This is a genomic window from Kitasatospora sp. NPDC054939, assembly GCF_053610105.1.
The window spans coordinates 39,498-62,212 of record NZ_JBSGXP010000004.1; the positions used below are offsets into that span (position 1 = coordinate 39,498).

8 protein-coding genes are annotated in these 22,715 nt (G+C 77.1%); 5 read left to right on the forward strand and 3 right to left on the reverse strand.

Translation table 11 applies throughout. The features are described from left to right. Window positions 1-2: 2 nt before the first annotated feature. The 4 genes from ACWGB8_RS02435 to ACWGB8_RS02450 are packed head-to-tail and all read left to right on the forward strand — an operon-like array spanning window position 3 to window position 17,543. The gene (locus ACWGB8_RS02435) at window positions 3-3,671 is read left to right on the forward strand and encodes an ATP-binding cassette domain-containing protein (protein WP_452209437.1); all 3,669 of its coding nucleotides are present in this window, start codon (window positions 3-5) and stop codon (window positions 3,669-3,671) included. After that, window positions 3,668-9,436 (forward strand): amino acid adenylation domain-containing protein, encoded by a 5,769-nt coding sequence (locus ACWGB8_RS02440; RefSeq protein ID WP_452209439.1) that lies wholly within the window; start codon window positions 3,668-3,670, stop codon window positions 9,434-9,436. Before ACWGB8_RS02435 ends, ACWGB8_RS02440 begins: the two co-directional genes overlap by 4 nt. Then, window positions 9,436-16,725: a hybrid non-ribosomal peptide synthetase/type I polyketide synthase gene (locus ACWGB8_RS02445; RefSeq protein WP_452209441.1), complete on the forward strand. Its 7,290-nt coding sequence runs from the start codon at window positions 9,436-9,438 to the stop codon at window positions 16,723-16,725. Before ACWGB8_RS02440 ends, ACWGB8_RS02445 begins: the two co-directional genes overlap by 1 nt. Window positions 16,726-16,760: 35 nt before the next feature. Beyond that, window positions 16,761-17,543: a thioesterase II family protein gene (locus ACWGB8_RS02450; RefSeq protein WP_452209443.1), complete on the forward strand. Its 783-nt coding sequence runs from the start codon at window positions 16,761-16,763 to the stop codon at window positions 17,541-17,543. Between the two features lie 40 nt (window positions 17,544-17,583). Here ACWGB8_RS02450 and ACWGB8_RS02455 read toward each other — a convergent pair whose 3' ends face one another. Genes ACWGB8_RS02455 through ACWGB8_RS02465 form a run of 3 tightly spaced genes read right to left on the reverse strand, consistent with a single transcriptional unit; the run spans window position 17,584 to window position 22,307 of the window. After that, window positions 17,584-19,683, reverse strand: a complete 2,100-nt coding sequence (locus ACWGB8_RS02455; protein ID WP_452209445.1) for a prolyl oligopeptidase family serine peptidase — start codon at window positions 19,681-19,683, stop codon at window positions 17,584-17,586. Continuing rightward, a complete protein-coding gene (locus tag ACWGB8_RS02460) occupies window positions 19,680-21,110 on the reverse strand; it encodes an MFS transporter (protein ID WP_452209447.1) in 1,431 nt (476 codons plus the stop codon). The genes ACWGB8_RS02455 and ACWGB8_RS02460 overlap by 4 nt, the downstream gene beginning before the upstream one ends. Window positions 21,111-21,122: 12 nt before the next feature. After that, a complete protein-coding gene (locus tag ACWGB8_RS02465) occupies window positions 21,123-22,307 on the reverse strand; it encodes a radical SAM protein (RefSeq protein WP_452209449.1) in 1,185 nt (394 codons plus the stop codon). Window positions 22,308-22,556: 249 nt separating this feature from the next. Here ACWGB8_RS02465 and ACWGB8_RS02470 point away from each other — a divergent pair, with 249 nt between their 5' ends. Next, window positions 22,557-22,703, forward strand: coding sequence for a hypothetical protein (locus ACWGB8_RS02470; RefSeq protein ID WP_452209452.1), 147 nt, complete (start codon window positions 22,557-22,559; stop codon window positions 22,701-22,703). Window positions 22,704-22,715: the final 12 nt, after the last annotated feature.

The window sequence follows — 22,715 nt, forward strand, 5'->3', positions numbered from 1 at the left end:
ACGTGGCGAACACGGACAAGCTGCCGAGCCGGCCGAGTGCCGAGGGGAGCGCGGGACTGCTCTCCCGCGTCTTCATCCAGTGGCCCTCGGTCCTGGTGGCCGCCGGGGCGAAGCGGTCCCTGGGACCGGCGGACAGCCTGGTGCCGCCGGAGTACGACCACCTGGAGCGCGTCGCCCCGGCCTTCGAACGGGCCTGGGCGGTACGCCGCCACCAGCAGGACGGCCTGCGCCGGGCGCTGTACGACACGTACCGGCGGCGGTTCTGGTTCGCCGCGCTCATCTTCCTGACGTACCAGGTCTGCGCCACCCTCGGGCCGCTGTTCGTGCGCGAGCTCGTCCTGTGGTTCGAGGGCGACGCCAAGGGCGTGATGGGGCAGGGCCTGCTCATCGCCGGCGCCCTCGGGCTGTTCCACGTGGTCGACTCGGTGGCGCACAAGCACCAGTGGTCGGAGGCGTGGAAGACCACCCACTCGATCAACGCGCTGCTGCGCACCGAGGTCCTGCGCAAGTACCTGCGGATGGACCGCGGCGCGCGGCTCGCGCACCCCACCGGCGAGGTCGTCACGCTGGCCTCCTCGGACTCGCTGAAGGCCGGGCAGGTCTCCTTCTTCCACATGGTCTGGGCGGTGCCGCTGGGCATCGCCGGCTCCTGCGTGATCCTCTGCGTGCTGCTCGGCTGGGCCGGCCTGGTCGGCATCGCCCTGCTGGTGGCCGGCCTCTTCGTGTCGAACGCCGCCAACGAGCGGCTGTACGAGGTCGAACCGCGGATCCGCGACGCCAACGGCGCCCGGATCGGCCTGGTCGGCGACTTCCTCGGCGCGATGCGCACCCTGCGCTCGCACGGCTGGGAGGACGTCGCCGAGCGCGCCGTCACCGCCGAGCGGGCCAAGCTGAACACCCTGCTCGTCGGCCGGCAGAAGCGCCTCGCCACGCTGTACCTGGTCAACGCCGCCGTGCCGGTGCTGATGGTCACCGCCACCCTGGTCACCTACGTGGCGCTCGGCCACGAGCTGCGCGCCTCCGACGTGTTCGCCGCGATCGCCGTACTCACCGTCCTGCGCTCCCAACTGCCGGAGCTGGTGCGCTACTTCGACCTGCGCAACGCCTGGCGGGTGGCGCTCGGCAAGCTGACCGGCTTCCTGGACGCCCCGGACGCCGCCGCGCCGGCCCCGGCCGCGGAGGAGACCCCGGTGCCCGCGGGCACCGTCGACCTGGCCGGTGCGGCCTTCGCCTGGCCCGGCGCGGACGAGTCGGCCGAACCCTGCCTGGACGGCATCGACCTGAAGATCGCCCCCGGTGAGCTGGTCTGCGTCCTCGGCCGGGTCGGCAGCGGCAAGTCCGCCCTGCTCGGCGCCCTGGCCGGCGCGCTGAGCCCGGTCGCCGGCACCGCCCGCACCGGCGGCAGCACGGTGTACCTGCCGCAGCGGCCGTGGATCATGCAGGGCACCGTCGCCGAGAACATCCGCTGCTTCGCCCCGCACGACGACGCGCGCTACGCCGCCGTGCTGCGCGCCACCGCCCTGGAGACGGACCTCGCCGCACTGCCCGGCCGGGACGCCGCGGTGGTCGGCGAGCGCGGCTCCACCCTCTCCGGCGGCCAGCGCCAGCGCATCGCGCTCGCCCGCGCCGCGTACGAGGACGCCGACGTCTACCTCGTCGACGACCCGACCAGCGCGGTCGACGACGCGGTGGCCGCCGTGATCACCGAGGAGCTGTTCGGCGGGGTGCTCGCCGGCCGGACCCGGATCGTCGCCACCCACCGCCTGGACCTCGCCCGGCGCGCCGACCGCGTGGTGGTGCTGGACGGCGGCCGGGTGGCCGCGGTCGGCCCCTTCGAGGAGATCCGCTCCCGGCTGCCCGAGCTGCTGCCCGCCGCCCGCGCCGCGGAGGCCGCCGAACGGGCCGCCGCCGAGGCCGCCGACGCACAGGCCGCCGCCGAGGCCGAGGAGGCCCGCGCGGACGGCGCGGACGAGGACGCGGTGCGGGCCGGCCAGGTGCTCGGCGACACCTACCGCGGCTACCTGCGGGTGCTCACCCCCGGCCTGCTGCTGGTGGTCCTGGTGGCGCTCGCCGTCCTCGGCCAGGGCATGCTCGGCGCCTCCTCCTTCTGGCTGGGCCTGTGGACCGAGCGGCCGGGGGAGGACACCGCCCTGTACGCCGGGGTGTTCGCCGGGATAGGCCTGCTCACGCTCGTCCTGGACCGCTCGCTGTTCACCTTCGGCTTCTCGCGCGGCGTCAAGGCGGGCATGACCCTGCACGACTCGATGCTGCGCCGGGTGCTGCGGGCCCCGCTCTCCTTCTTCGAGAAGAGCTCCTCGGGCCGGGTCCTGACCCGCTTCTCCACCGACACCGAGACCATCGACCTCGAACTGCCCGAGTACACGATGGACACCCTCAAGATCGCCGTCGGCATGATCGTCCCGCTGCTGGCGCTCGCCGTCACCAGCCCGCTCACCGCGATCTTCACCCCGATCGTGCTGCTGGTCTACCTGCGCTGGCAGAAGCGCACCCGCTCCAGCACGGTCGAGGCCTCCCGGCTCGCCAAGCAGGCCAAGGAGCCGCTGGTCTCGCTGCTCACCGAGGCGGTCGAGGGCGTCGCCTCGATCGAGGGCCGGCCGGCCCGGGTCGACGGCTACCAGCGGGCCTTCCGGGCCCGCGCGCAGGCCGCGCACCGCGCCGACTACACCGTCAACTCGCTCTCCCGCCACTTCAACCTGCGGCTCGACCTGATGGGCGCCGCGGTGCTGTTCGGCTACGGCGCGCTGCTGGTCGTCCAGGGCGGCATCGGCGCGGGCTTCGCGGGCGTCGGCATCAGCTTCGTCTACACCCTGATCGAGACCCTCGCGATGAGCCTGATGACCGTCCAGGCGATGGACCTCGCGCTCGCCAGCTTCGAGCGGGTCGACGACTACACCCGGGTGCCGGCCGAGTCGGACGGCGGCGCCGCCGCGCCCGAGGGCTGGCCCGCCGCCGGCGACATCCGCTTCGAGGACGTCACCCTGCGGTACGCCGAGGGCGGCCCGGCCGCCCTGGACGGCGTCTCCTTCCACGCCCCGGCCGGCGCGAAGACCGGCATCGCCGGGCGCACCGGCAGCGGCAAGTCCACCCTGTTCGCCGCCCTGCTGCGGTTCGTCGAGCCGCAGAGCGGGCGGATCCTGATCGACGGCGTCGACGTCGCCACCCTGCGGCTGCACGACCTGCGGGCGCGGATCGAGGTGATCCCGCAGGACCCGGTGCTGCTGCCCGGCACGCTGCGCGCCAACCTCGACCCGTACGAGGCCTTCCCGGACGGCGAGATCGAGGCCGTGCTGGCGAAGGTCGGCCTCGCCGACCGGCTGCTCGCCCTGCCCGGCGGGCTCGGCCACACCGTCGCCTCCGGCGGCGCGCAGCTCAGCACCGGCGAGCGCCAACTGCTCTGCCTGGCCCGCGCGCTGCTGCACCGCTCGCGGATCGTGCTGATCGACGAGGCCACCGCCAGCCTGGACGCCGAGACCGACGCGCACATCCGCCGCACCCTGGACACCGAGCTCAAGGGCGCCACCGTGCTGTGCATCGCGCACCGCGGCGACGCGCTGGCCGACGCCGAGCGCGTCGTGGTGCTGGACGGCGGCCGGGTCGCCCGGGCGACCGCGGGCGGCGAGGAGCGCGCGGTGGCGGGAGCCGCCTCGTGACCGGGCCGCTGGAGCTGACGACCGACCGGGTGCGGCCCGCCGTGCGGCGCCCGGCCACCGGCCGGCTGCCGGTCGCGCTCGGCGCGGAGCGGGCCGGGCGGGTCGCCGCCCTGGGCCGGGCGCACGGCGTGGCGCCGTCCGCCGTGCTGCTCGCGGTGTACCGGCTGCTGCTGGGCCGTCGGACCGGGCGCCGGGAGGCGGCGGTGGCCCTCGCCCCGTCCGGCGGCGGGGCGGTGCGGACCGGCGCCGTCGGGTGGGAGGACCGGACGCCCTTCACCGACCTGCTCGCCGCCGACCGCCCGGACCACGGCGGCCCGGACCACGGCGGCCCGGACCACGGCGGCAAGGACCACGGCGGCAAGGACCACGGCACGGACGGGCCGGTGGAGGCGCTGTTCGCCACCGGCCCGGGCCTCCCGGCCGACGGGTGCTACGACCTGGCCCTGGGCTGGGACCAGGAGCTGCGGCAGGGCGTCCTCGGCTACGACACCGACCTGTTCGAACGGGCCACCGCCGAACGGCTGCTCGGCCACTACCTGGCCCTGCTCGACGCCGCACTCGCCACCCCGGCCGCCTCCGTCGGGCAGCTCGTCCACACCACCGCCGAGGAGCGCGCCCGCCTCGCCGACTGGGGCCGCCGGGCGGCCGGCGGCCCCGCCGGCAGCGTCCTGGCGGCCTTCCACCGGCAGGCCGACGCGACGCCCGACGCGGTCGCCGTGCAGTTCCCCGACGCCACCCTGGGCTACGCCGCGCTCCGCGACCGGGCCGACCGGCTGGCCGGGCTGCTCGCCGAGCGCGGCGTCACCCCGGAGAGCGTGGTCGGGCTGGCCATGGAGCCGTCCGCCGCCCTGGTGACCGCGATGCTCGCGGTGCTCACCGCCGGCGCCGCGTACCTGCCGCTGGACCCGGGCCACCCGGACGCCCGGCTCGCCCTGATGCTGGCCGACAGCGGCGCCCGCCTGCTGCTCGCCGACCGGGAGCCCGGATTCGCCGGCGACGTCCCGGTGCTCCGCACCGACCGGCCGCTCGACGGGCCGGCCCGCCCGGCCGCCGCCCGGCCCGGACCGCACCCCGACCAGCGGGCCTGCGTGCTCTTCACTTCCGGCTCCACCGGCCGGCCCAAGGGCGTCGAGATCACCCACCGCGGCATCGTCCGCCTGGTCCGCGACACCCCCTACCTGGACCTCGGCCCCGGTGACACGGTCGCCCAGGTCGCCAACACCTCCTTCGACGCGGCCACCTTCGAGATCTGGGGCGCCCTGCTCAACGGCGCCCGGCTGGTCGGCATCGCCAAGGACGACGTGCTCGCCCCCGAGCGGCTGGGCGCCCGCCTCGCCGAGCACGGCGTCACCGCGATGCTGCTCACCACCGTCCTCGCACACCGCTGCGCCGACCACGACCCGGCGGTGTTCGCCCCGCTGCGCACCCTGTTCTTCGGCGGCGAGGCGGCCGACCCCCGCCGGGTGGCCGCGCTGCGCCGGGCCCTCCCGGGCCTGCGGCTGGTCAACGCGTACGGGCCGACCGAGGGCACCACCGTCGCCGCCGTCCACGAGGTGGGCGCCGCACCGGCGGTGGACGGCCGGCTGCCGATCGGCCGGCCGATCGCCGGCACCCGGCTGCACGTCCTCGACCCGGCCGGACGCGAGGCCGGCATCGGCGTCCCCGGCGAACTGCACCTCGGCGGCCCCGGCCTGGCCCGCGGCTACGCCGGCCGGCCCGACCTCACCGCCGAGCGCTTCGTGCCCTGCCCCTTCGAGCCCGGCGAGCGCCTCTACCGCACCGGCGACATCGTGCGCTGGCGCGAGGACGGCGAACTCGACTACCTGGGCCGGGCCGACGCCCAGCTGAAGATCCGCGGCGTCCGGATCGAACCGGAGGAGATCGCCGGCGCGCTGGCGGACTGCCCCGGCGTCCGGGCCGCCGTGGTCGACGTCCGCGGCGAGGGCGACGGCCGGCTGCTGGTCGGCTGGGTGGTCACCCGGGACGGCCGGCCCGCCGAGCCGCGCGCCCTGCACGCCCACCTCGCCGCCCGGCTGCCCGCCGCCATGGTGCCCGCCCGCTACGTCACCGTGCCCGAACTGCCGGTCACCCCGAACGGCAAGGTGGACCGCCGCGCCCTGCCCGCGCCCACCGACGCCGACGGCGCCCGCGCCGCCGACCACGTGGCGCCGCGCACCCCCGCCGAGGCGGCCGTCGCCGAGGTGTGGGCCGAACTGCTCGGCCTGCCCGAGGTGTCCGTGCACGACGACTTCCTCGCCCTCGGCGGCCACTCGCTGCTGGCCGGCCGCGCGGTGGCCCGGCTCGCCGACCGGCTCGGGGTGGAGCTCGCCGTCCGCGACCTCTTCGCCGCGCCGACCGTCGCCGGGCTCGCCGAACGCGCCGCCCGCGCGCCCCGGGCGGTCGGCCGCACCCCCGTCACCCCGGCCGGGGAGGGGCCGCACCCGCTGTCGTACGCGCAGCAGCGGCTCTGGTTCCTCGACCGGCTGGCCCCCGGCGGCGCCCTCTACAACGTGCCGCTGGTCCTCGCCCTCGACGGGGCCCTGGACACCGCCGCGCTGCGCACCGCCCTGCGCGGGCTGCTGCACCGCCACACCGCGCTGCGCACCGTCTTCGCGGACGGCGGCGGCGACCCGCGCCAGCTGGTCGTCGAACCGCCCGCCGACCCGCTGGACACCGTCGACCTGCGCGCCCTGCCCGAGGCGGCGCGCGGCGCCGAGGCCGAGCGGCTGGCCCGCGCGGAGGCGCAGCGCCCGTTCGACCTCGCCGCCGGACCGCTGTTCCGGGCCCGGCTGCTGCGGCTCGCCGAGCAGCGTGCCGAGCTGCTGCTGACGATGCACCACACGGTCTCCGACGGCTGGTCGGTGGGCGTGCTGGTGCGCGAGCTGGGCGCACTGTACGCGGCGGCCGTGCGCGGCACCGCGCCCGCGCTGCCCGCCCTGCCGGTGCAGTACGCGGACTACGCGCAGTGGCAGCGCCGGCACCTGGCAGGACCGGTCCGCGCGGAGCAGCTCGACTGGTGGCGGGAGCGGCTGCACGGCGCCCCGCCCGTCCTGGAGCTGCCCACCGACCGGCCGCGCCCGGCCGTGCCCCGGCACCGCGGCGACGTGCTGCCGGTGCGGCTCGGCCCGGCGGCCACCCGGCGGCTGGACGAGGTCTGCCGGGCGTACGGGGCGACCAGGTTCATGGTGCTGACGGCCGCGTTCCAGCTGCTGCTGGGCCGGTACGCGGACAGCCGGGACGTCAGCGTCGGCACCCCGGTCTCCGGGCGGGTCCGCCCCGAGTTCGAGGGGCTGATCGGCTTCTTCGTCAACACCCTGGTGATCCGTACCGCCTGGGACGACGGGCTGGACTTCGCCGGGCTGCTCGACCTGGTCCGGGAGGCCGTGCTCGGCGCGTCCGCCCACCAGGACGTGCCGTTCGAGCAGGTCGTCGAGGCGGTCCGGCCGCCGCGCGAGCCCGGCCGGGCGCCGCTGTTCCAGGTGATGCTGGCCATGCAGGACGTGCCCGCGGACACCGCCGACCTGCCCGGGCTCGCCGTGGCGGTGCGCGAATCGGCCGTCCGCGCCGCCAAGTTCGACCTGACGGTGGCCTGGGACGAGGGCACCCTCGGCTCCGGCGCGCTCGGCGGCACCGTCGAGTACGACACCGACCTGTTCGACCGGGCCACCGTCGAGCGGCTGACCGGCCACTACCTGCTCCTGCTGGAGGCCGCGCTCGCCGACCCGCGGACCCCGCTGCACCGGCTGCCGGCGCTCGCCGAGCCGGAGCCGGGCCTGCAGCCCGCGCCCGCACCCGAGACCGCACCCGAGACCGCGCCCGAGACCGCGCCCGAGACCGCGACCGCGCCTGCCGGGCCGGTCGACGGTGAGCCGGCCGGTACGGTGCTCGACCTGATCCGCGCCGTCGCCGCCCGGCAGCCGGAGCGCACCGCGATCGCCCAGGGCGGCCGGACGCTCGACTACGCCGCCCTCGACGCGCGCTCCGACCGGGTCGCCGCCTTCCTGCGGGCCCGCGGCATCGGCACCGGCACCACCGTGGCCGTCCGCCTCGACCGCACCCCCGACTGGCCGGTCGCCCTGCTCGGCATCCTCAAGTCCGGTGCCGCGTACGTGCCGACCGACCCGCAGGCGCCGCCCCGGCGGCTGGCCGCGATCCTCGACGACGCCCGCCCGGCGCTGCTGCTCGGCGCCCGCGCCGACGGCCCGCCGCCCGGCACCGCGGTGCCCTTCGCCGCCGTCGAGGACGCCCTCGACGGCGCCGCGGGGCCCGCCGGTCCGGCCCCCGCCGAGCCCGCCGTGCACCCGCAGGCGCCCGCCTACGTCCTGTACACCTCCGGCACCACCGGCCGCCCCAAGGGCGTCGTGGTCGCCCACGCCCACCTCGCCCACACCGTCCGGGCGGTCGCCGACCGCTACCGGATCGGACCGCAGGACCGCGTGCTGCAGTTCGCCGCGCTCACCTTCGACGTCGCCGCCGAGGAGCTGTTCTCCGGCCTCGCCCGGGGCGCCGCCGTCGTCCTGCTGCCGCCGGGCCCGGTGCCCGGCATCGACGAACTCACCGCCCTCGCCCGGCAGGAGCGGCTCACCGTACTCAACCTGCCGGCCTCCTACTGGCACGAGTGGGTGGCCGCCCTCGACCGGTTCCCGGTCGCGGCCTGCCCCGACCTGCGGCTGGTCGTCACCGGCAGCGAACGCGTCGACGCGGGCCGGCTCGCCGCCTGGCGGGCTGCCGCCCCCGACCGGGTCCGGTGGCTCAACGCCTACGGCCCCACCGAGGCCACCATCACCGCCACCGTGCACGAGCCCGCCCCCGGCCCCGCCCCGGCCCCCGGTGCCACCGTGCCGATCGGCCGCCCGCTGCCCGGCGTGCGGGCGTACGTCCTGGACGCCTCGCTGCGCCCCGTGCCGCCCGGGGTGACCGGCTGGCTGCACCTGGCCGGCGGCGGCGTCGCCCACGGCTACCTGGGCGACCCGGCCCGCACCGCCGGCGCCTTCCTGCCCGACCCGTGGGGCCCGCCCGGCACCCGGATGTACGCCACCGGCGACCGGGCCCGCCGCACCGCGGCCGGGGAGCTGGAGTTCCTCGGCCGCGGCGACGACCAGGTCAAGCTACGCGGCTTCCGGATCGACCTCGGCGAGATCGAGGCCGCGCTCGCCGCCCACCCCGCCGTGCGGGAGGCCGCCGCGCTGCTGCGCGAGGACACCCCCGGCCGGCCGCAGCTGGTCGGCTACCTGGCGGTGGCCGGCGCCGCCGTACCCGCCGACCTGCGCGGCCGGCTCGCCGAGCGGCTGCCCGGCTACATGGTGCCCGCCGCGCTGGTCGCCCTGGAGGCCCTGCCACGCGGCGAGCGCGGCAAGACCGACCGGCGCGCGCTGCCCGCGCCCGCCGCGACCAGCGGCACCGGCCGACCGGACGGCCCGCCCGCGACCGGGCTCGCCCGCACCCTGGCCGACATCTGGTGCCGGGTGCTGGGACTCGAACACGTCGGCGCCGACGACAACTTCTTCGACCTCGGCGGCCACTCTCTGCTCATGGTCCGGGTCCAGACCCGGCTGGCCGAGGCGCTCGGCCGGGACGTGCCCGTCGTCGACCTCTTCCGCTTCCCGACGGTGCGCACCCTGGCGCGCCACCTCACCGCGGGCGGCGAACCCCGCCCGGCCGGCGGCGCCGCAGGCCGCCGCCGGGCCGAGGAACGCAAGCAGCACCAGACCGTGCGCCCGCCGCGCAGGCGGCCGGCCGCGCCCCGAACCGCAGGAGACAACTGATGATCGACGAGAACCCGATGCCGGCCGGCGCCGTTGCGGTCGTGGGCATGGCCCTGCGCGTCCCGGGCGCCCACACCCCGGAGCAGTTCTGGCAGAACCTGCGCGACGGCGTGGAGTCCGTCGCCGCCCTCACCGACGAGCAGCTGCTCGCCGCGGGCGTGGCGCCCGAGGAGCTCGCCGACCCGGCCCGCGTCCGGGCCTTCGGCGTGCTCGACGGCGCCGCCGACTTCGACGCCCGCTTCTTCGGCTTCTCGCCCCGCGAGGCGCAGATGCTCGACCCGCAGCACCGGCTCTTCCTCGAATGCGCCTGGGAGGCCCTGGAACGCGCGAGCTGTACCGCCGGCCCCGACGACCTGGTCACCGGCGTCTACGCCGGCGTGGGGGAGAGCTCCTACCTCCACCACAACCTGCTCGCCCACGACGGGCTCGTCGAGCGGATCGGCGCCTTCCAGACCTCTCTCGGCAACGACAAGGACTTCATGCCGACCCGGGTCTCCTACAAGCTCGACCTGCACGGCCCCAGCGTCAGCGTGCAGACCGGCTGCTCCACCTCGCTGGTCGCCGTCCACCTCGCCTGCCAGGCCCTGATCAGCGGCGAGTGCGACGTCGCGCTGGCCGGCGGAGCCACCGTCAACGCCCTCCAGGAGCAGGGCTACCGCTACGAGGAGGGCGGGGTGCTGTCGCCCGACGGCCACTGCCGGGCCTTCGACGCGGACGCCGGCGGCGCGGTGCCCGCCAGCGGTGCCGGGGTCGTCGTCCTCAAGCGGCTGGACAAGGCGCTCGCCGACGGCGACGTGATCCACGCGGTCGTCCGCGGCACCGCGATCAACAACGACGGCTCCCGCAAGGTCGGCTTCACCGCGCCGAGCGTCGAGGGCCAGGCCGACGCCGTGGCCGAGGCGCTCGCCGTCGCCGAGGTCGACCCGGCCACCGTGACCTACGTCGAGGCGCACGGCACCGGCACCCGGATCGGCGACCCGATCGAGGTGGCCGCCCTGCGGACCGCCTTCGGCGACACCGGGGCCGACCACCGCTGCGCCCTCGGCTCGGTCAAGACCAACATCGGCCACCTGGACACCGCCGCCGGCGTGGTCGGCATGATCAAGGCGGTGCTGGCGCTCGGCGCCCGCGAACTGCCGCCCTCGCTGCACTGCACCACCCCCAACCCGGCCCTCGGCACCGAGGACGGCCCGTTCCACGTCGTCACCGAGGCCACCCCGTGGACCGCCGGGGTGCTGCGCGCCGGGGTCAGCTCCTTCGGCATCGGCGGCACCAACGCGCACGTCGTCCTGGAGGAGGCGCCGCCGCGCCCGGCCGCCGCCCCCGACCCCCGGCCGCACCTGCTGCCGTACTCGGCCGCCACCCCGACCGCCCTCGCCGCCACCGCCGCCCGGCTCGCCGACCACCTGGCGGACCGGCCCGGGGAGCCGCTCGGCGACGCCGCCCACACCCTGCAGACCGGGCGCCGGGCCCTCGCGCACCGCGGTTTCGCGGTCGCCGCCGACCCGCAGGGCGCCGCCGGGGCGCTGCGCCTCCCGGCCCCCGCCCGACCCGCCGCCGACGCGGACCGCACGGTGGTGTTCGCCTTCTCCGGCCAGGGCACCCAGCGCCCCGCCATGGGCCGCGCCCTGTACGAGCACGAGCCGGTCTACCGCGCGGAGATCGACCGGGCCGCGGCCGTCCTGCTGCCCGTCCTCGGCACCGACCTGCGCCGGCTGCTCCACCCCGCCGACGAGGAGCGCGACGCCGCCCGCGCGGCCCTGGACCGCACCGAGTACGCCCAGCCCGCGCTGTTCGCCGTCGAGTACGCGCTCGCCGCGCTCTGGGCGGACCGGGGCGTGCGGCCGACGGCGATGGTCGGGCACAGCCTGGGCGAGCTGGTCGCCGCCTGCGTGGCGGGCGTCCTCCCGTTCGAGGACGCGCTGCGGCTGGTCGCCGCCCGCGGCCGGCTGATGCAGCAGGCGCCCGCCGGGGCGATGGCCGCCGTGCCGCTGCCCGAGGCGGAGCTGCTGCCGCTGCTCGGCGGCCGGCTCGACCTCGCCGCCGTCAACGGGCCGCGCCAGTGCGTGGTCTCCGGCCCGGCCGGCGCCGTCGAGGAGCTGCGCGCCCTGCTCGCCGCGCGCGACCTCGACACCCGGCTGCTGCGCACCTCGCACGCCTTCCACTCGCGTGCCATGGACGACGCCGCCGCGGCCTTCGCGGCGGAGGTCGCCCGGCTGCGGCCCGAGCCGCCGAGCCTGCCGTTCGTCTCGAACGTCACCGGCACCTGGATCACCGACGAGCAGGCCACCGACCCCACCTACTGGGCCCGCCAGCTGCGCTCCGCCGTCCGCTTCGACGACGCCCTGCGCACCGTCGACCGCCCCGGCGCGGTGCTGCTGGAGGTCGGCCCCGGGCGGGTGCTGACCGCCCTGGCCCGGGGCGGCACGGCGCCCCTCGCCGCGGTCTCCTCACTGCCGACGGCCGCCGACGACTCCGACGCCCGGGTGGAACTGCTCACCGCCGCGGGCGAGTTGTGGTGCCTCGGGGTGGAGCTCGACTGGGCCCGGCTGCACGGCGGCGGCGAACCGCGCCGCACCGTCCTGCCGACCTACCCGTTCGAGCGCGAGCGCTGCTGGATCGACCCGCCGCGCGGCGGGCACCCGGCCCGTCCGGCCGCCGGCGCCGAGGGCCTGGCGGTGCGCGGCTACCGGCGGACCGGACCGCCGGCCGCCCGACCGGCCGCCGCCGCGGCCGGCACCTGGCTGGTGCTCACCGACCCGGCTGGCGCCCTCGACGGCCTCGCCGACCGGCTGCGGGCCGCGGGCCTGACCGCCGTCGCGGCCGGGACGGCCGCCGAGGTGCCGCCGGTGCTGCCGGTCGCCGAGGGCGAGCGGATCGCCGGGGTGGTCTTCGGCGGGCCGCTCGGCGCCGACGGCCCGGACGGCGAGCCGTCCGGGGCGGACCTGCCCGCGCTCGACCTGCTGGGGCAGGCCCTGGAGGCCCGCGGCGACCTGGCCGCCCGGATCCTCGTGGTCTCCTCCGGCGCCCTGGACGTCACCGGCGAGGAGCCGCTGCAGCCCCGCAGGGGCGCGCTCACCGCCTGGGCGGCGGCCGGCCGGCCCGGCACCCGCACTCTGCTGGACGTCCCCGACCCGGCCGCGGCCGGCCCGCTCCACGCCCCGCCGGCCGCCGCGGTGCTGCGCCGCCTGCTCACCGCCGTCGCCGCCGAGGCCGCCGCCCCGGCGCAGGCCCCGGTGCTCGCCCTGCGCGGCGGCCACCGCTTCGCGGCCGGCCTCGAACCGCTGCGCACCGCCCCGGCCGACGACCGGCACACCGGTGCCGGGTACGCGCTGGCCGGCGACCCGGCGCTGGTCGCCGCGGCCGAGCGGGCCCTCACCCGGGCCGGCGCCCGGACCACCGCCGACCTCACCGCTCCGGAGCCCGCCGCCGACCCGTCCGCCGCCGCCTCGCTCGCCGCCGCCCCGTCCACCGCGCTCGTCCTGCTGGACGCCGACGCGCCCGCACAGCAGGCCCTCGACCTGCTCGACCGCTGCACCGCGGCCGTCCGGGAGGCCCCCGCCGGCACCCTGACCGGCTGCGAGGTCCATGTGGTGGCCGCCGGCGCCGAGGCGCCGCTCGCCGGGGTCGTCGAGGCCGCGGTCGCGCTCGTCCGGCGGGAGTCGGAGCTGCTCTGGACGACCTTCGGCTGGCAGGACGCCGACCCGGCCGCCGTCGAGCGGGCCGCCGCCCGGGTGGTGGGCGCCGCGACCGGCCCCTGCCACACCGTGGTCACCCCGGAGCAGCCGGAGGACGGCCCGGCCGCCGCCGGGGCCCCGCAGTACGCGGACGCGACCGAGGAGCGGATCGCCGGGATCTTCGCCGATCTGCTCGGCGTGCCGGACGTCGACCCGGCCGCCGGCTTCTTCGAGCTAGGCGGGCACTCGCTGCTGGCCGCCCAGTTCGTCACCCGGGTCCGCCAGGTGTGCGGGGTCGAGCTGGCGCTGCGCACCTTCGTCGCCGAGCCGACCGTGCGGGGGCTGGCCGCCGCCGTCCGGGCGGCCCGGGAGTCGGCGGGGGAGGGGGGCCCGGCGGAGGCGCTGCCGGCGGTGGTGCCGGACCCGGCGTCGGCCGCCCTGCCGTTCCCGCTGACCGATGTGCAGCAGGCCTACCTGGTCGGCCGCACCGGGGTGTTCGAGCTGGGCAACGTCGGCATGCACGGCTACGAGGAGTTCGACGTCCCCGGCCTCGACCTGCCCCGGATGGAGCAGGCGTTCCGCCGGCTGGTCGCCCGGCACGGGATGCTCCGCGCGATCGTGCACCCGCACGGCGAGCAGGAGATCCTCGCCGCCGTGCCCGACTACGTGATCGCCGCCGAGGACGTCCGCGGCCTGCCCGCCGATCACGCGCGGGCGGTGCTGGAGGAGACCCGGACGGCGATGTCCCACCAGGTCTTCGTGCCCGACCGCTGGCCGCTGTTCGAACTGCGCGCCACCCTGATGGACGGCGGGGTGGGCCGGCTGCACTACAGCGTCGACGGCCTGATCACCGACGCCTGGGCGTACAACCTGCTGATGCGGGAGCTGGCCCACCTCTACACCCGCCCGGACGCCGAACTGCCCGCGCTGGAGCTCTCGTTCCGCGACTACGTGCTGGCCGAGCAGGCCCTGGAGCGGACCGACCGCTTCCGGCGCGCCGAGGCGTACTGGCAGGAGCGCGTCCCGGAGCTGGCCCTCGCGCCCGAGCTGCCGCTCGCCCGCGACCCGCGCACCATCGACACCCCGCGCTTCCACCGCACCTCCGGCGAGCTGCCGGCCGGCCCGTGGGCCCATGTCAAGGCGGCGGCCTCGCGGCGCGGCATCACCCCGACGGCGCTGCTGCTGACGGCCTGGAGCGAGGTGCTGGCGACCTGGTCCAAGCACCGCCGCTTCACCCTCAACCTGCCGATGGCCAACCGCCTGCCGCTGCACCCGCAGGTGGACGCGATCATCGGCGACTTCACCTCGGTCACCCTGCTGGAGATCGACGCGGTGAGCGAGGCGCCGTTCCGGGTGCGTGCGGAGGCCGTCCGCGACCGGCTGGCCACCGACCTCGACCACCGGCTGTACAGCGGGGTCCGGGTGCTGCGCGAGATGAAGCGGATGCGCGGCGACAGCGCCGCCGCCATGCCGGTCGTGTTCACCAGCCTCTTCGCCAACCACGGAGGCGCGGACGAGCAGCTCGGCGAGGTCGCCTACAGCATCTCGCAGACCCCGCAGGTCTGGATCGACGCGCAGGTGTACGAGGCGGACGGCGCGCTGGTGCTCGACATCGACGCCGTCGAGGGGCTGTTCCCCGACGGGATGGTCACCGCGATGCACGCCGCCACCCTGGAGCTGCTGGGCCGGCTCGCCGCGGACGAGGCGCAGTGGGAGCGGGCCGTGCCGAGCCTGGTGCCCGGCGCCGACCTGGCCGCCTGGGAGGCGTACAACCGCACCGCCGGCCGGCTGCCGGAGGGGCTGCTGCACGAGCCGTTCTTCGCCGCCGCCGCCCGCACCCCGGAGCGGCCCGCGGTGATCACGCCGTCCCGCACGCTGAGCTACGGCGAACTGGCCGCCCGCGCCCACGGCATCGCCGGCCGGCTCGCCGACCTGGAGCTGCGGCCGGGCGACCTGGTCGCGGTGGTGATGGAGAAGGGCTGGGAGCAGTGCGCCGCCGTCCTCGGCATCCTCGCCGCGGGCGCCGCCTACCTGCCGATCGACCCCGAACTCCCGGACGAGCGGATCGAGTTCCTGCTCCACCACGGCAAGGTCCGGGCGGTGCTGACGCAGACCGGGACGGCCGGCCGGGTGCACGGCCGGTCGGCCGGCGCGGAGGCGGTGCTGTGCGTCGACGCGCTGCCCGCCGACGGCGTTCCGCTGCGGCCCGCCGTCCCGGCCGGCCCCGGCGACCTCGCGTACGTGATCTTCACCTCCGGCTCCACCGGGCTGCCCAAGGGCGTGATGATCGACCACCGCGGCGCCCTGAACACCGTCGCCGACATCAACGACCGCTTCGGCGTCGGCGCCGACGACCGGGTGCTGGCGCTCTCCTCGCTCAGCTTCGACCTGTCGGTGTACGACGTCTTCGGCCCGCTGGCCGTCGGCGGCGCGGTGGTGCTGCCCGACGCGGGCGCGCACCGCGACCCGGCCGCCTGGCTGGACCTGCTCACCGGGGCCGGCGTCACGGTGTGGAACTCGGTGCCCGCGCTGATGGAGCTGCTGGTCGAGCACATCGGCGTCACCGGGGCGGCCGGCGCCGCGCTGCGCCTGGTGATGCTCAGCGGCGACTGGCTGCCCGTCACCCTGCCCGACCGGATCCGGCGGCTGCTCGGCGTCCCCGAGGTGGTCAGCCTCGGCGGCGCGACCGAGGCGTCGATCTGGTCGATCCTGTACCCGATCGGCGAGGTGCCCGCCGACTGGGCGAGCATCCCGTACGGCCGGCCGATGCGGAACCAGCAGTTCCACGTCCTCGACGAGGCGCTGCGCCCCCGCCCGGCCGGCGTCCCCGGTCAGCTGTACATCGGCGGCACCGGGCTCGCCCTCGGCTACCTGCACGACCGGGCCCGTACGGCGGCGGCCTTCCCCACCCACCCGGTGACCGGCGAGCGGCTCTACCGCACCGGCGACCTGGGCCGGCTGCTCCCCGGCGGCGAGATCGAGTTCCTCGGCCGCGAGGACTTCCAGGTCAAGGTGCAGGGCTACCGCATCGAGCTCGGCGAGATCGAGGCCGCGCTGATGCAGCACCCGGACGTCCGGGCCGCGGTCGTCGCCGTCCAGGGCGAACCGCGCGGCGCCAAGCGGCTGGTCGCCTTCGTCCTCCCGCAGGAGTGCCGCACGGTGCCCGCGGACGTCAGCGAGTTCCTCGCCGCCAAGCTGCCCCGCTACATGGTGCCGGTGGTCTACCTGGAGCTCGACGCGCTGCCGCTCACCGCCAACGGCAAGGTCGACCGGAAGGCGCTGGTCGTGCCCGAGGACGCCGTCGACGAGGCCGCGCCCCCGTACGAGGCCCCGGGCACGCCGATCGAGGAGACCGTCGCCGAGGTGTGGGCCGAACTGCTGCAGGCGGAGCGCGTCGGCGTCCACGACAACTTCTTCGCCCTCGGCGGCGACTCGCTGATGGCCATGCGCGCCGTCGTCCACCTGCGCAAGGCCCTGGAGCTGGAGATCCCGATCCGGGTCCTCTTCGACAGCCCCACCCTGGCCGAGACCGCGGCCGTCCTGGAGGACCTGCTGCTCTCCGACCTGGAGGGGATGTCCGAGGAGGAGGCCCGGGCCCTGCTCGCCCACTGACCCGCCGACCGACCGACCCCACGGAGCATCCGCACGTGAACACCTCTGCGATCCCCCTCGCGGCACGCCGCGCGGTACGGGCCGACGGCTGGATCGTCGGCACCCCGCGCGGGGCCGTGCCGCCCGCCCTCCGGCTGTTCTGCCTGCCGTACGCGGCCGGCGCCGCCGCCGTCTACACCGACTGGGCCGGCCGGCTCGGCCCGGACATCGAGGTCTGCCCGGTCGAACTGCCCGGGCGCCAGACCCGCGCCCGGGAGGCGCCGTACGACCGGCTGGACCCGCTGGTGCAGGCCCTCGCCTCCGCCCTGACCGGCGAACTCGGCGTCCCGTACGCGCTGTTCGGACACAGCATGGGCGCGCTGGTGGCCTTCGGGCTGGCCCGGGAGCTGCGCCGGCGCGGCCACGGCGAACCGCGGGCGCTGTTCGTCTCCGGCGGCCTCGCCCCGACCCTGCGGCGCGAGCACCCGCTCGTCCACGAGCTGCCCGACGCGGCCGTGGTGGAGCGGCTGCGCGCGATGGGCGGCCTCCCCGAGGAGGTCTGCGCCGTACCGGAGCTGGTCGAACTGCTGCTGCCGACCATCCGCGCCGACTTCGCGGTCTGCGAGACCTACGCCCACCGGGCCGGGCCGCCGCTCGGCTGCCCGGTGGTGGCCTTCGCGGGCGCCGACGACGAGGAGGTGCCGCCCGCCCGGGTGGCGCCCTGGCGGGAGCAGGCGGGCGGGCGCTTCGCCCGGCACGTCCTGCCGGGCGGCCACTTCTTCCTGCGCTCCGCCCGGGACGAACTGCTCGCCGCCGTCCGGGCGGAGCTGGGCCGGTAGCGCGCGGCCGGACAGGACCCGGGGCTCCCGGGGGGATCGGTCAGAAGCCCCCCGGGAGCCCGAGCCGGTCGGCGAAGAAGGCGAGCAGGTCGGCGAAGAGCGCGGTGCGCCGGGAGGCCGCCCGGGCCCCGTGGCCGGCCCCGCGCTCCAGCCGGAACAGCACCGGCCGCCCGCCGGCGGTCGCCGCCTGCAGCGCGGCGGCCGTCTTGCGGGCGTGCAGCGGATCCACCCGGCTGTCACCGTCGAACACCGCGAACAGCACCGCCGGGTAGTCGGTGCCCGGCCGGACGGCGTGGTACGGCGAGTACGCGAGCAGGTGGGCGAGCTGCTCCGGGTCCGCCGCACTGCCGTACTCGCCGACCCAGCTCGGACCCATCCCGGACAGCTCGTAGCGGGCCATGTCGAGCAGCGGCGCCATGCAGACCGCGGCGGCGTAGCGCTCCGGCCGCTGGGTCAGCGCGGCCCCGACCAGCAGACCGCCGTTGGAGGCCCCCCAGATGCCGAGCCGGCGCGGGGTGGTCCAGCCGGCCGCCACCAGGTGGTCGGCGGCGGCGTGGAAGTCGTCGAAGGTGTTCTGCTTGCAGTCGAGCATCCCGGCGCGGTGCCACTCCTCGCCCTCCTCGCCGCCACCGCGCAGGTTGGCGACCGCGTACACCCCGCCGGCCGCGACCCAGGCGATGATCTCCGGCGAGCAGCCGGGGGTCAGCGACTGGCCGAAGCCGCCGTAGCCGGTGAGGATCGCCGGGCGCGGGCGGTCCGGCCGGCCGTCGGCGCCGAGCGCGCCGGGCGGGGCGATCACGAACATCCGTACGGCGGTGCCGTCGCGCGAGGTGAAGACCACCTGCCGGGTCTGCGCCACCGCGGCCCCGGCGGCCCCGGCGGGCCCGAGGGACTGCGGGGCGGGGAGGCCGGGGACGGCCGGGGCGTCCAGTTCGCCGGTGCGGGCGTCGTAGCGCAGCACGGTCGGCGGGGTGGTGAAGTCGGTGTGGACGAACCAGGCCTCGTGCCCCCCGGCGGCGTCCACCCGCAGCGGGCCGACCGTGCCGCACGGCGGGACGGGCACCGCGGCGAGCAGCCGGCCGTCGGCCAGGTCGTGCACGGCGACCTCGCCCACCGCGTGCCGGGTGCGCACGACCAGCGCGAGCGGCCGGTCGAGCCCGGGGCCGTCCAGGACGGCGAAGTCCTCCAGGACGGCCTGCGGGTCCTCCGGGACCAGGTCGGTCCAGGTGCCGGGGGAGGGGTCGCCCGGGGTGGTGACCACCACCCGGCCGCGCGGGGCGTCCAGATCGGTGGTCAGGTAGAGGCGGCCGTCCGGCGCGGTGCCGGGGCGCAGGTGCGGCGTCGAGCGCGCGTCGAGGCCCTCCTGCACGGTCCGCAGCGGCGGCCGCGCGGGGTCGGCGCCGAGCAGGTCGGCGAGCCAGAGGTCCTTGCGGGGCGCGGCCCCGGCGGTGGCGCTGACGGCCAGCCAGCGGCCGTCGGGGGAGATCCGCACGGCGTAGTGCTGGGTCTTCCCCCGGCCCTCCCCGAAGACCACCGGGTCCTGCTCGGGGTCGGTGCCGATCCGGTGCAGCCGCACCCGCCGGTGGTAGCGGCCCTCGCCGGGGTTGAGCGAGGGGTGCAGCCGGCGGACGTAGTAGAAGCCGCTGCCGTCCGGCAGCCAGGCGACCGTGGTGCGGCGGACCCGGTCGACCGGGCCGTCGAGCAGGCGCCCGGAGGAGACGTCCAGGACGAACAGCGAGGAGTCCTCGGTGCCCCCGGCCGCCAGCTGGTAGGCGAGCCGGCGGCCGTCCCAGGAGGGCTCCCAGCGTTCCAGGGTGGTGCCGCCGGTCGGGTCCAGCCGTGCCGGGTCGACCAGCACCCGGACCTCGCCGGACGGCTCCACGACGACCAGCTCGGGGTGCTCGGCGCCGGGCAGTGCACGGGTGAGGAAGAGCCGGCCGCCGGCCGGGCGCGGGGCGGAGCGGGCGGCGAGCCGTTCGGACAGCTCGGCCAGCCGGGCCTCGGCGGAGGCGCGCGCCGTCCAGCCGTCGGCGGCCGAGCGGTAGTGCGCGTCCTGCTTCTCCGTCCACTCCCGGACGGCCGGGTCGTCGGCGTCCTCCAGCCAGCGGTACGGGTCGGGCGGCAGGGCGGGGCCGGTCATCCGCGGTCCTCCGGGGGTCGGGGTCGTCGGGGTCGCCGGGGGCCGGGGTCCGGCTCCGGCTCCGGGGCGGCGGCGGGCGGGGTCGGCGCGGGGCCGGCGGGTGCGACCGGTTCGGCGGGGTCGGCGGCGTGGGTGACCACGGCCAGCAGGGGGTCCTCGGCCGCCTCCCCGTGAGCCGGTCCGGGCCCGGGGGCGGGGACGGGCTCGGGGGCGGGCCCGGGCTTCGCCGGAGCCCCGCCGAGCCGGCGGGCCGCCTGCAGCGGCAGCCAGCCGCCCGCCGTCACCGCGCCGGTCAGCACCGCGAGCACCGCCCAGGTGCCGGGCCCGCCGAGCGCGTCGAGCAGGGTGCCCGCCGTCACCGGCCCGAGCGCGGCCAGCCCGCCGAGCAGCAGCCCGGTGGCGGCGCTGACCCGGCCGATCAGGTGCCGCGGGCTCTGCCCGAACACCGCCTGCCCGACCACCACCCCGGCCGCCGGGGAGAGCATCATCAGCAGCGTCAGCAGCGCGGCGACCACCGGCGGCCGGAAGGTCACCGTGAAGACCGCCAGCAGCACCGTCCAGCCCGCCCCGATCCCCAGCAGGATCGTCGGCACGCTCAGGTGCCGGACGAACCACGGCGCCAGCAGCGAGCCGGCCACCCCGCCGACGCCCGCGCAGGACAGCACCAGGCCGATCACCCAGCCGGGCTCCCCGTCGCCCTGCAGCTCCAGGATCACCACCACGTCGATGGCCGCCGCGACCAGGTTGACGACGGCGGCGTACACCAGGATCACGAACAGCGCCCGCTGCCCGAACAGCCAGCGGATGCCCGCCAGCACCCCCCGGTCCTCGCCGCGCCGCTCGGTGGGTCCTGGCCGCACCCCGATGCGCCACAGCAGCAGCGCCGAGACGCCGTACGACACCGCGTCCACCGTGAACGGCAGCATCGGGTCGGCCGCGTACAGCACGCCGCCGAGCGCCGGGCCGGCCAGGCTCACCACCGACTGCAGGGCCTGGCCGATGCCGAGCGCGTCGGCCAGGTGCTCCTTGGCGACGATGTCCCGCGTGAGGACGGTGTTGGCCGGTCCGAACAGCGCCGTCGCCATGCCCTCGACCGCGGCCACCAGCAGCAGGTGCGGGTAGGCGGGCGGGCCGGACAGGGCGGTCAGCGGGATGCTCGCCACCGCCAGCATCCGCACCAGGTCGGTGGTCAGCATGACCGTGCGCCGGTTCCACCGGTCGACCAGGCTGCCCGCCGGGAGGCGGAAGCCCAGCCGGGTCACCAGGGTGACCGTGGCGACCGCGCCGGCCTGCGCGGCGCTGCCGCCGAGGCCGAGCACCAGCAGCGGGTAGGCGATCGTCGACATCGCCGAGCCCAGGGTGGAGGCGAGGTCGGCGAGGAACGAGCGGCGGAAGTCGCGGTTGCTGCGCAGCACGTCGGCGAGCACGGCCCCGCCCTCCTACAACCGGCCGGTGGCGTGCAGGTGGTCGAGGATCCGGCCGTCCACGTTGTCCTGGAACCGCTCCATGACCGCGGTCTCGGCCTGCTCGTACTCGTAGCCGCAGGTCACCCAGCGCTCCGGTACGCCGTCGGAGTCCAGGTAGCCGTGGTCGACGTGCCCGACCTCCATGCCCGCCTTGCCGGCCGACTGCCAGCTGCTGAACAGCGTGCCGTCGGCGTTGACCACCGCGCCGTGCCGGCCGCCCGGCTCCGTGCAGATCTGGCAGGTCGTGCGCATGCTGGGGCGGGCGAAGTTGTAGCCCCGCTCCAGGGATTCGACGGCCCACTCGACGAAGCGGTCCTCGACCTGCCGGGCCCGGGAGAGGTCGTTGCGGTAGCCGATGCCGGAGTCGCCGACCCAGGCGAAGGTGAAGGTGCAGCGGCGCGGGTCGGTGCGGCCGTCCAACTGGGCGAAGAGCTCGCCGATCCGGTCCACGTTGTGGTGCGAGACGTTGACCCGGAAGTTCCACAGCAGGCCGGTCGCCGCGGTGGCCGCCTCGATGTTGGCGAGGATGGCGTCGAAGGTCCCGCCGCCCGCGTGGGTGACCCGGGTGCCGTCGTGGTCGGCCCGGCTGCCGTCGAAGGTGATCTGCACGGCGCGCAGCCCGGCCCGGTGCAGCTGGCCGGCCCGCCGCGGGTTCAGCAGCACCCCGTTGGTGGTCATCGCCGCCGGGCCGAGGCCCAACGGGCCGCAGCGCTCCAGCAGTTCGACGCAGCCGCGCGGGTTGAGCAGCGGCTCGCCGCCGAACAGCAGCAGGTAGAGCTTCTCCAGGCCCGCATCGGACATCCGGCCGGCGGTGAAGTCGACGATCCGGTCGATCGTGCGGGAGTCGAGCCGCCGCCGGTCGATCCGCGGCGGGCGGTGGCCGCCCTTGAGGTCGGGGCCGGTGTTCTGGAAGCAGTAGCCGCAGCCGAGGTTGCAGGCCGTGCTGGTCAGCACCGTCAGGGCGAAGGTCTTGTGGGTCCGCTCGCGGAACGCGCCCGCGCCGCGCAGCCAGCGCTCCACGTCGGGCCGCACGGTGCCGTCCGCGGCGACGTGCTCCGGTTTGAGCAGGGTCCAGGTCCGGTTGCCGATGAACCACCAGCCCCGGTCGCTCCTGATCAGGCGCGGGGCGTCCACCTCGTCCAGCCGGGTGCCGATCAATTCGCTCTCCCTCGGTCGGCGGGCTCGGCCGCCGTCGGCCGGCCTGACAGCACACAAGCGCGAGGCTAGGCAGCGCCGGTTTGCCGCCGGTATGCGGCAGGTTGGCGGGCAGCTTCGGCCCGCCCGGCGCCGCCCGCCCCGGCCGACGGCGCCCATACCGGACGCAAACCGAACCCCAACTCGGCCGCTCTAGCCTTGCTCTGACGCTCCGTTCGCCCGCCGACACGCCATGGAAGGGGGCAGACCGTCATGCCCGAGCCGACCCCCTCGGACCTGCCCGCCGAGCCGGAGGTCCCGCAGCCGGACCCGGCCGAGGAACCGGACATCGTCCTGCACTCCGCGGACGGCGACGACGGCGAAACGCCCTGGTGCATCGGCGACATGTCGGCGTACTGACCGGAGGCCGAC

What these genes read in the sequence shown, in the direction of transcription:
- ACWGB8_RS02445 (WP_452209441.1), top strand. Translation starts at nt 9,436, where the DNA reads ATGATCGACGAGAACCCGATGCCGGCCGGCGCCGTTGCGGTCGTGGGC.
- ACWGB8_RS02455 (WP_452209445.1), bottom strand. Translation starts at nt 19,683, where the DNA reads ATGACCGGCCCCGCCCTGCCGCCCGACCCGTACCGCTGGCTGGAGGAC.
- ACWGB8_RS02470 (WP_452209452.1), top strand. Translation starts at nt 22,557, where the DNA reads ATGCCCGAGCCGACCCCCTCGGACCTGCCCGCCGAGCCGGAGGTCCCG.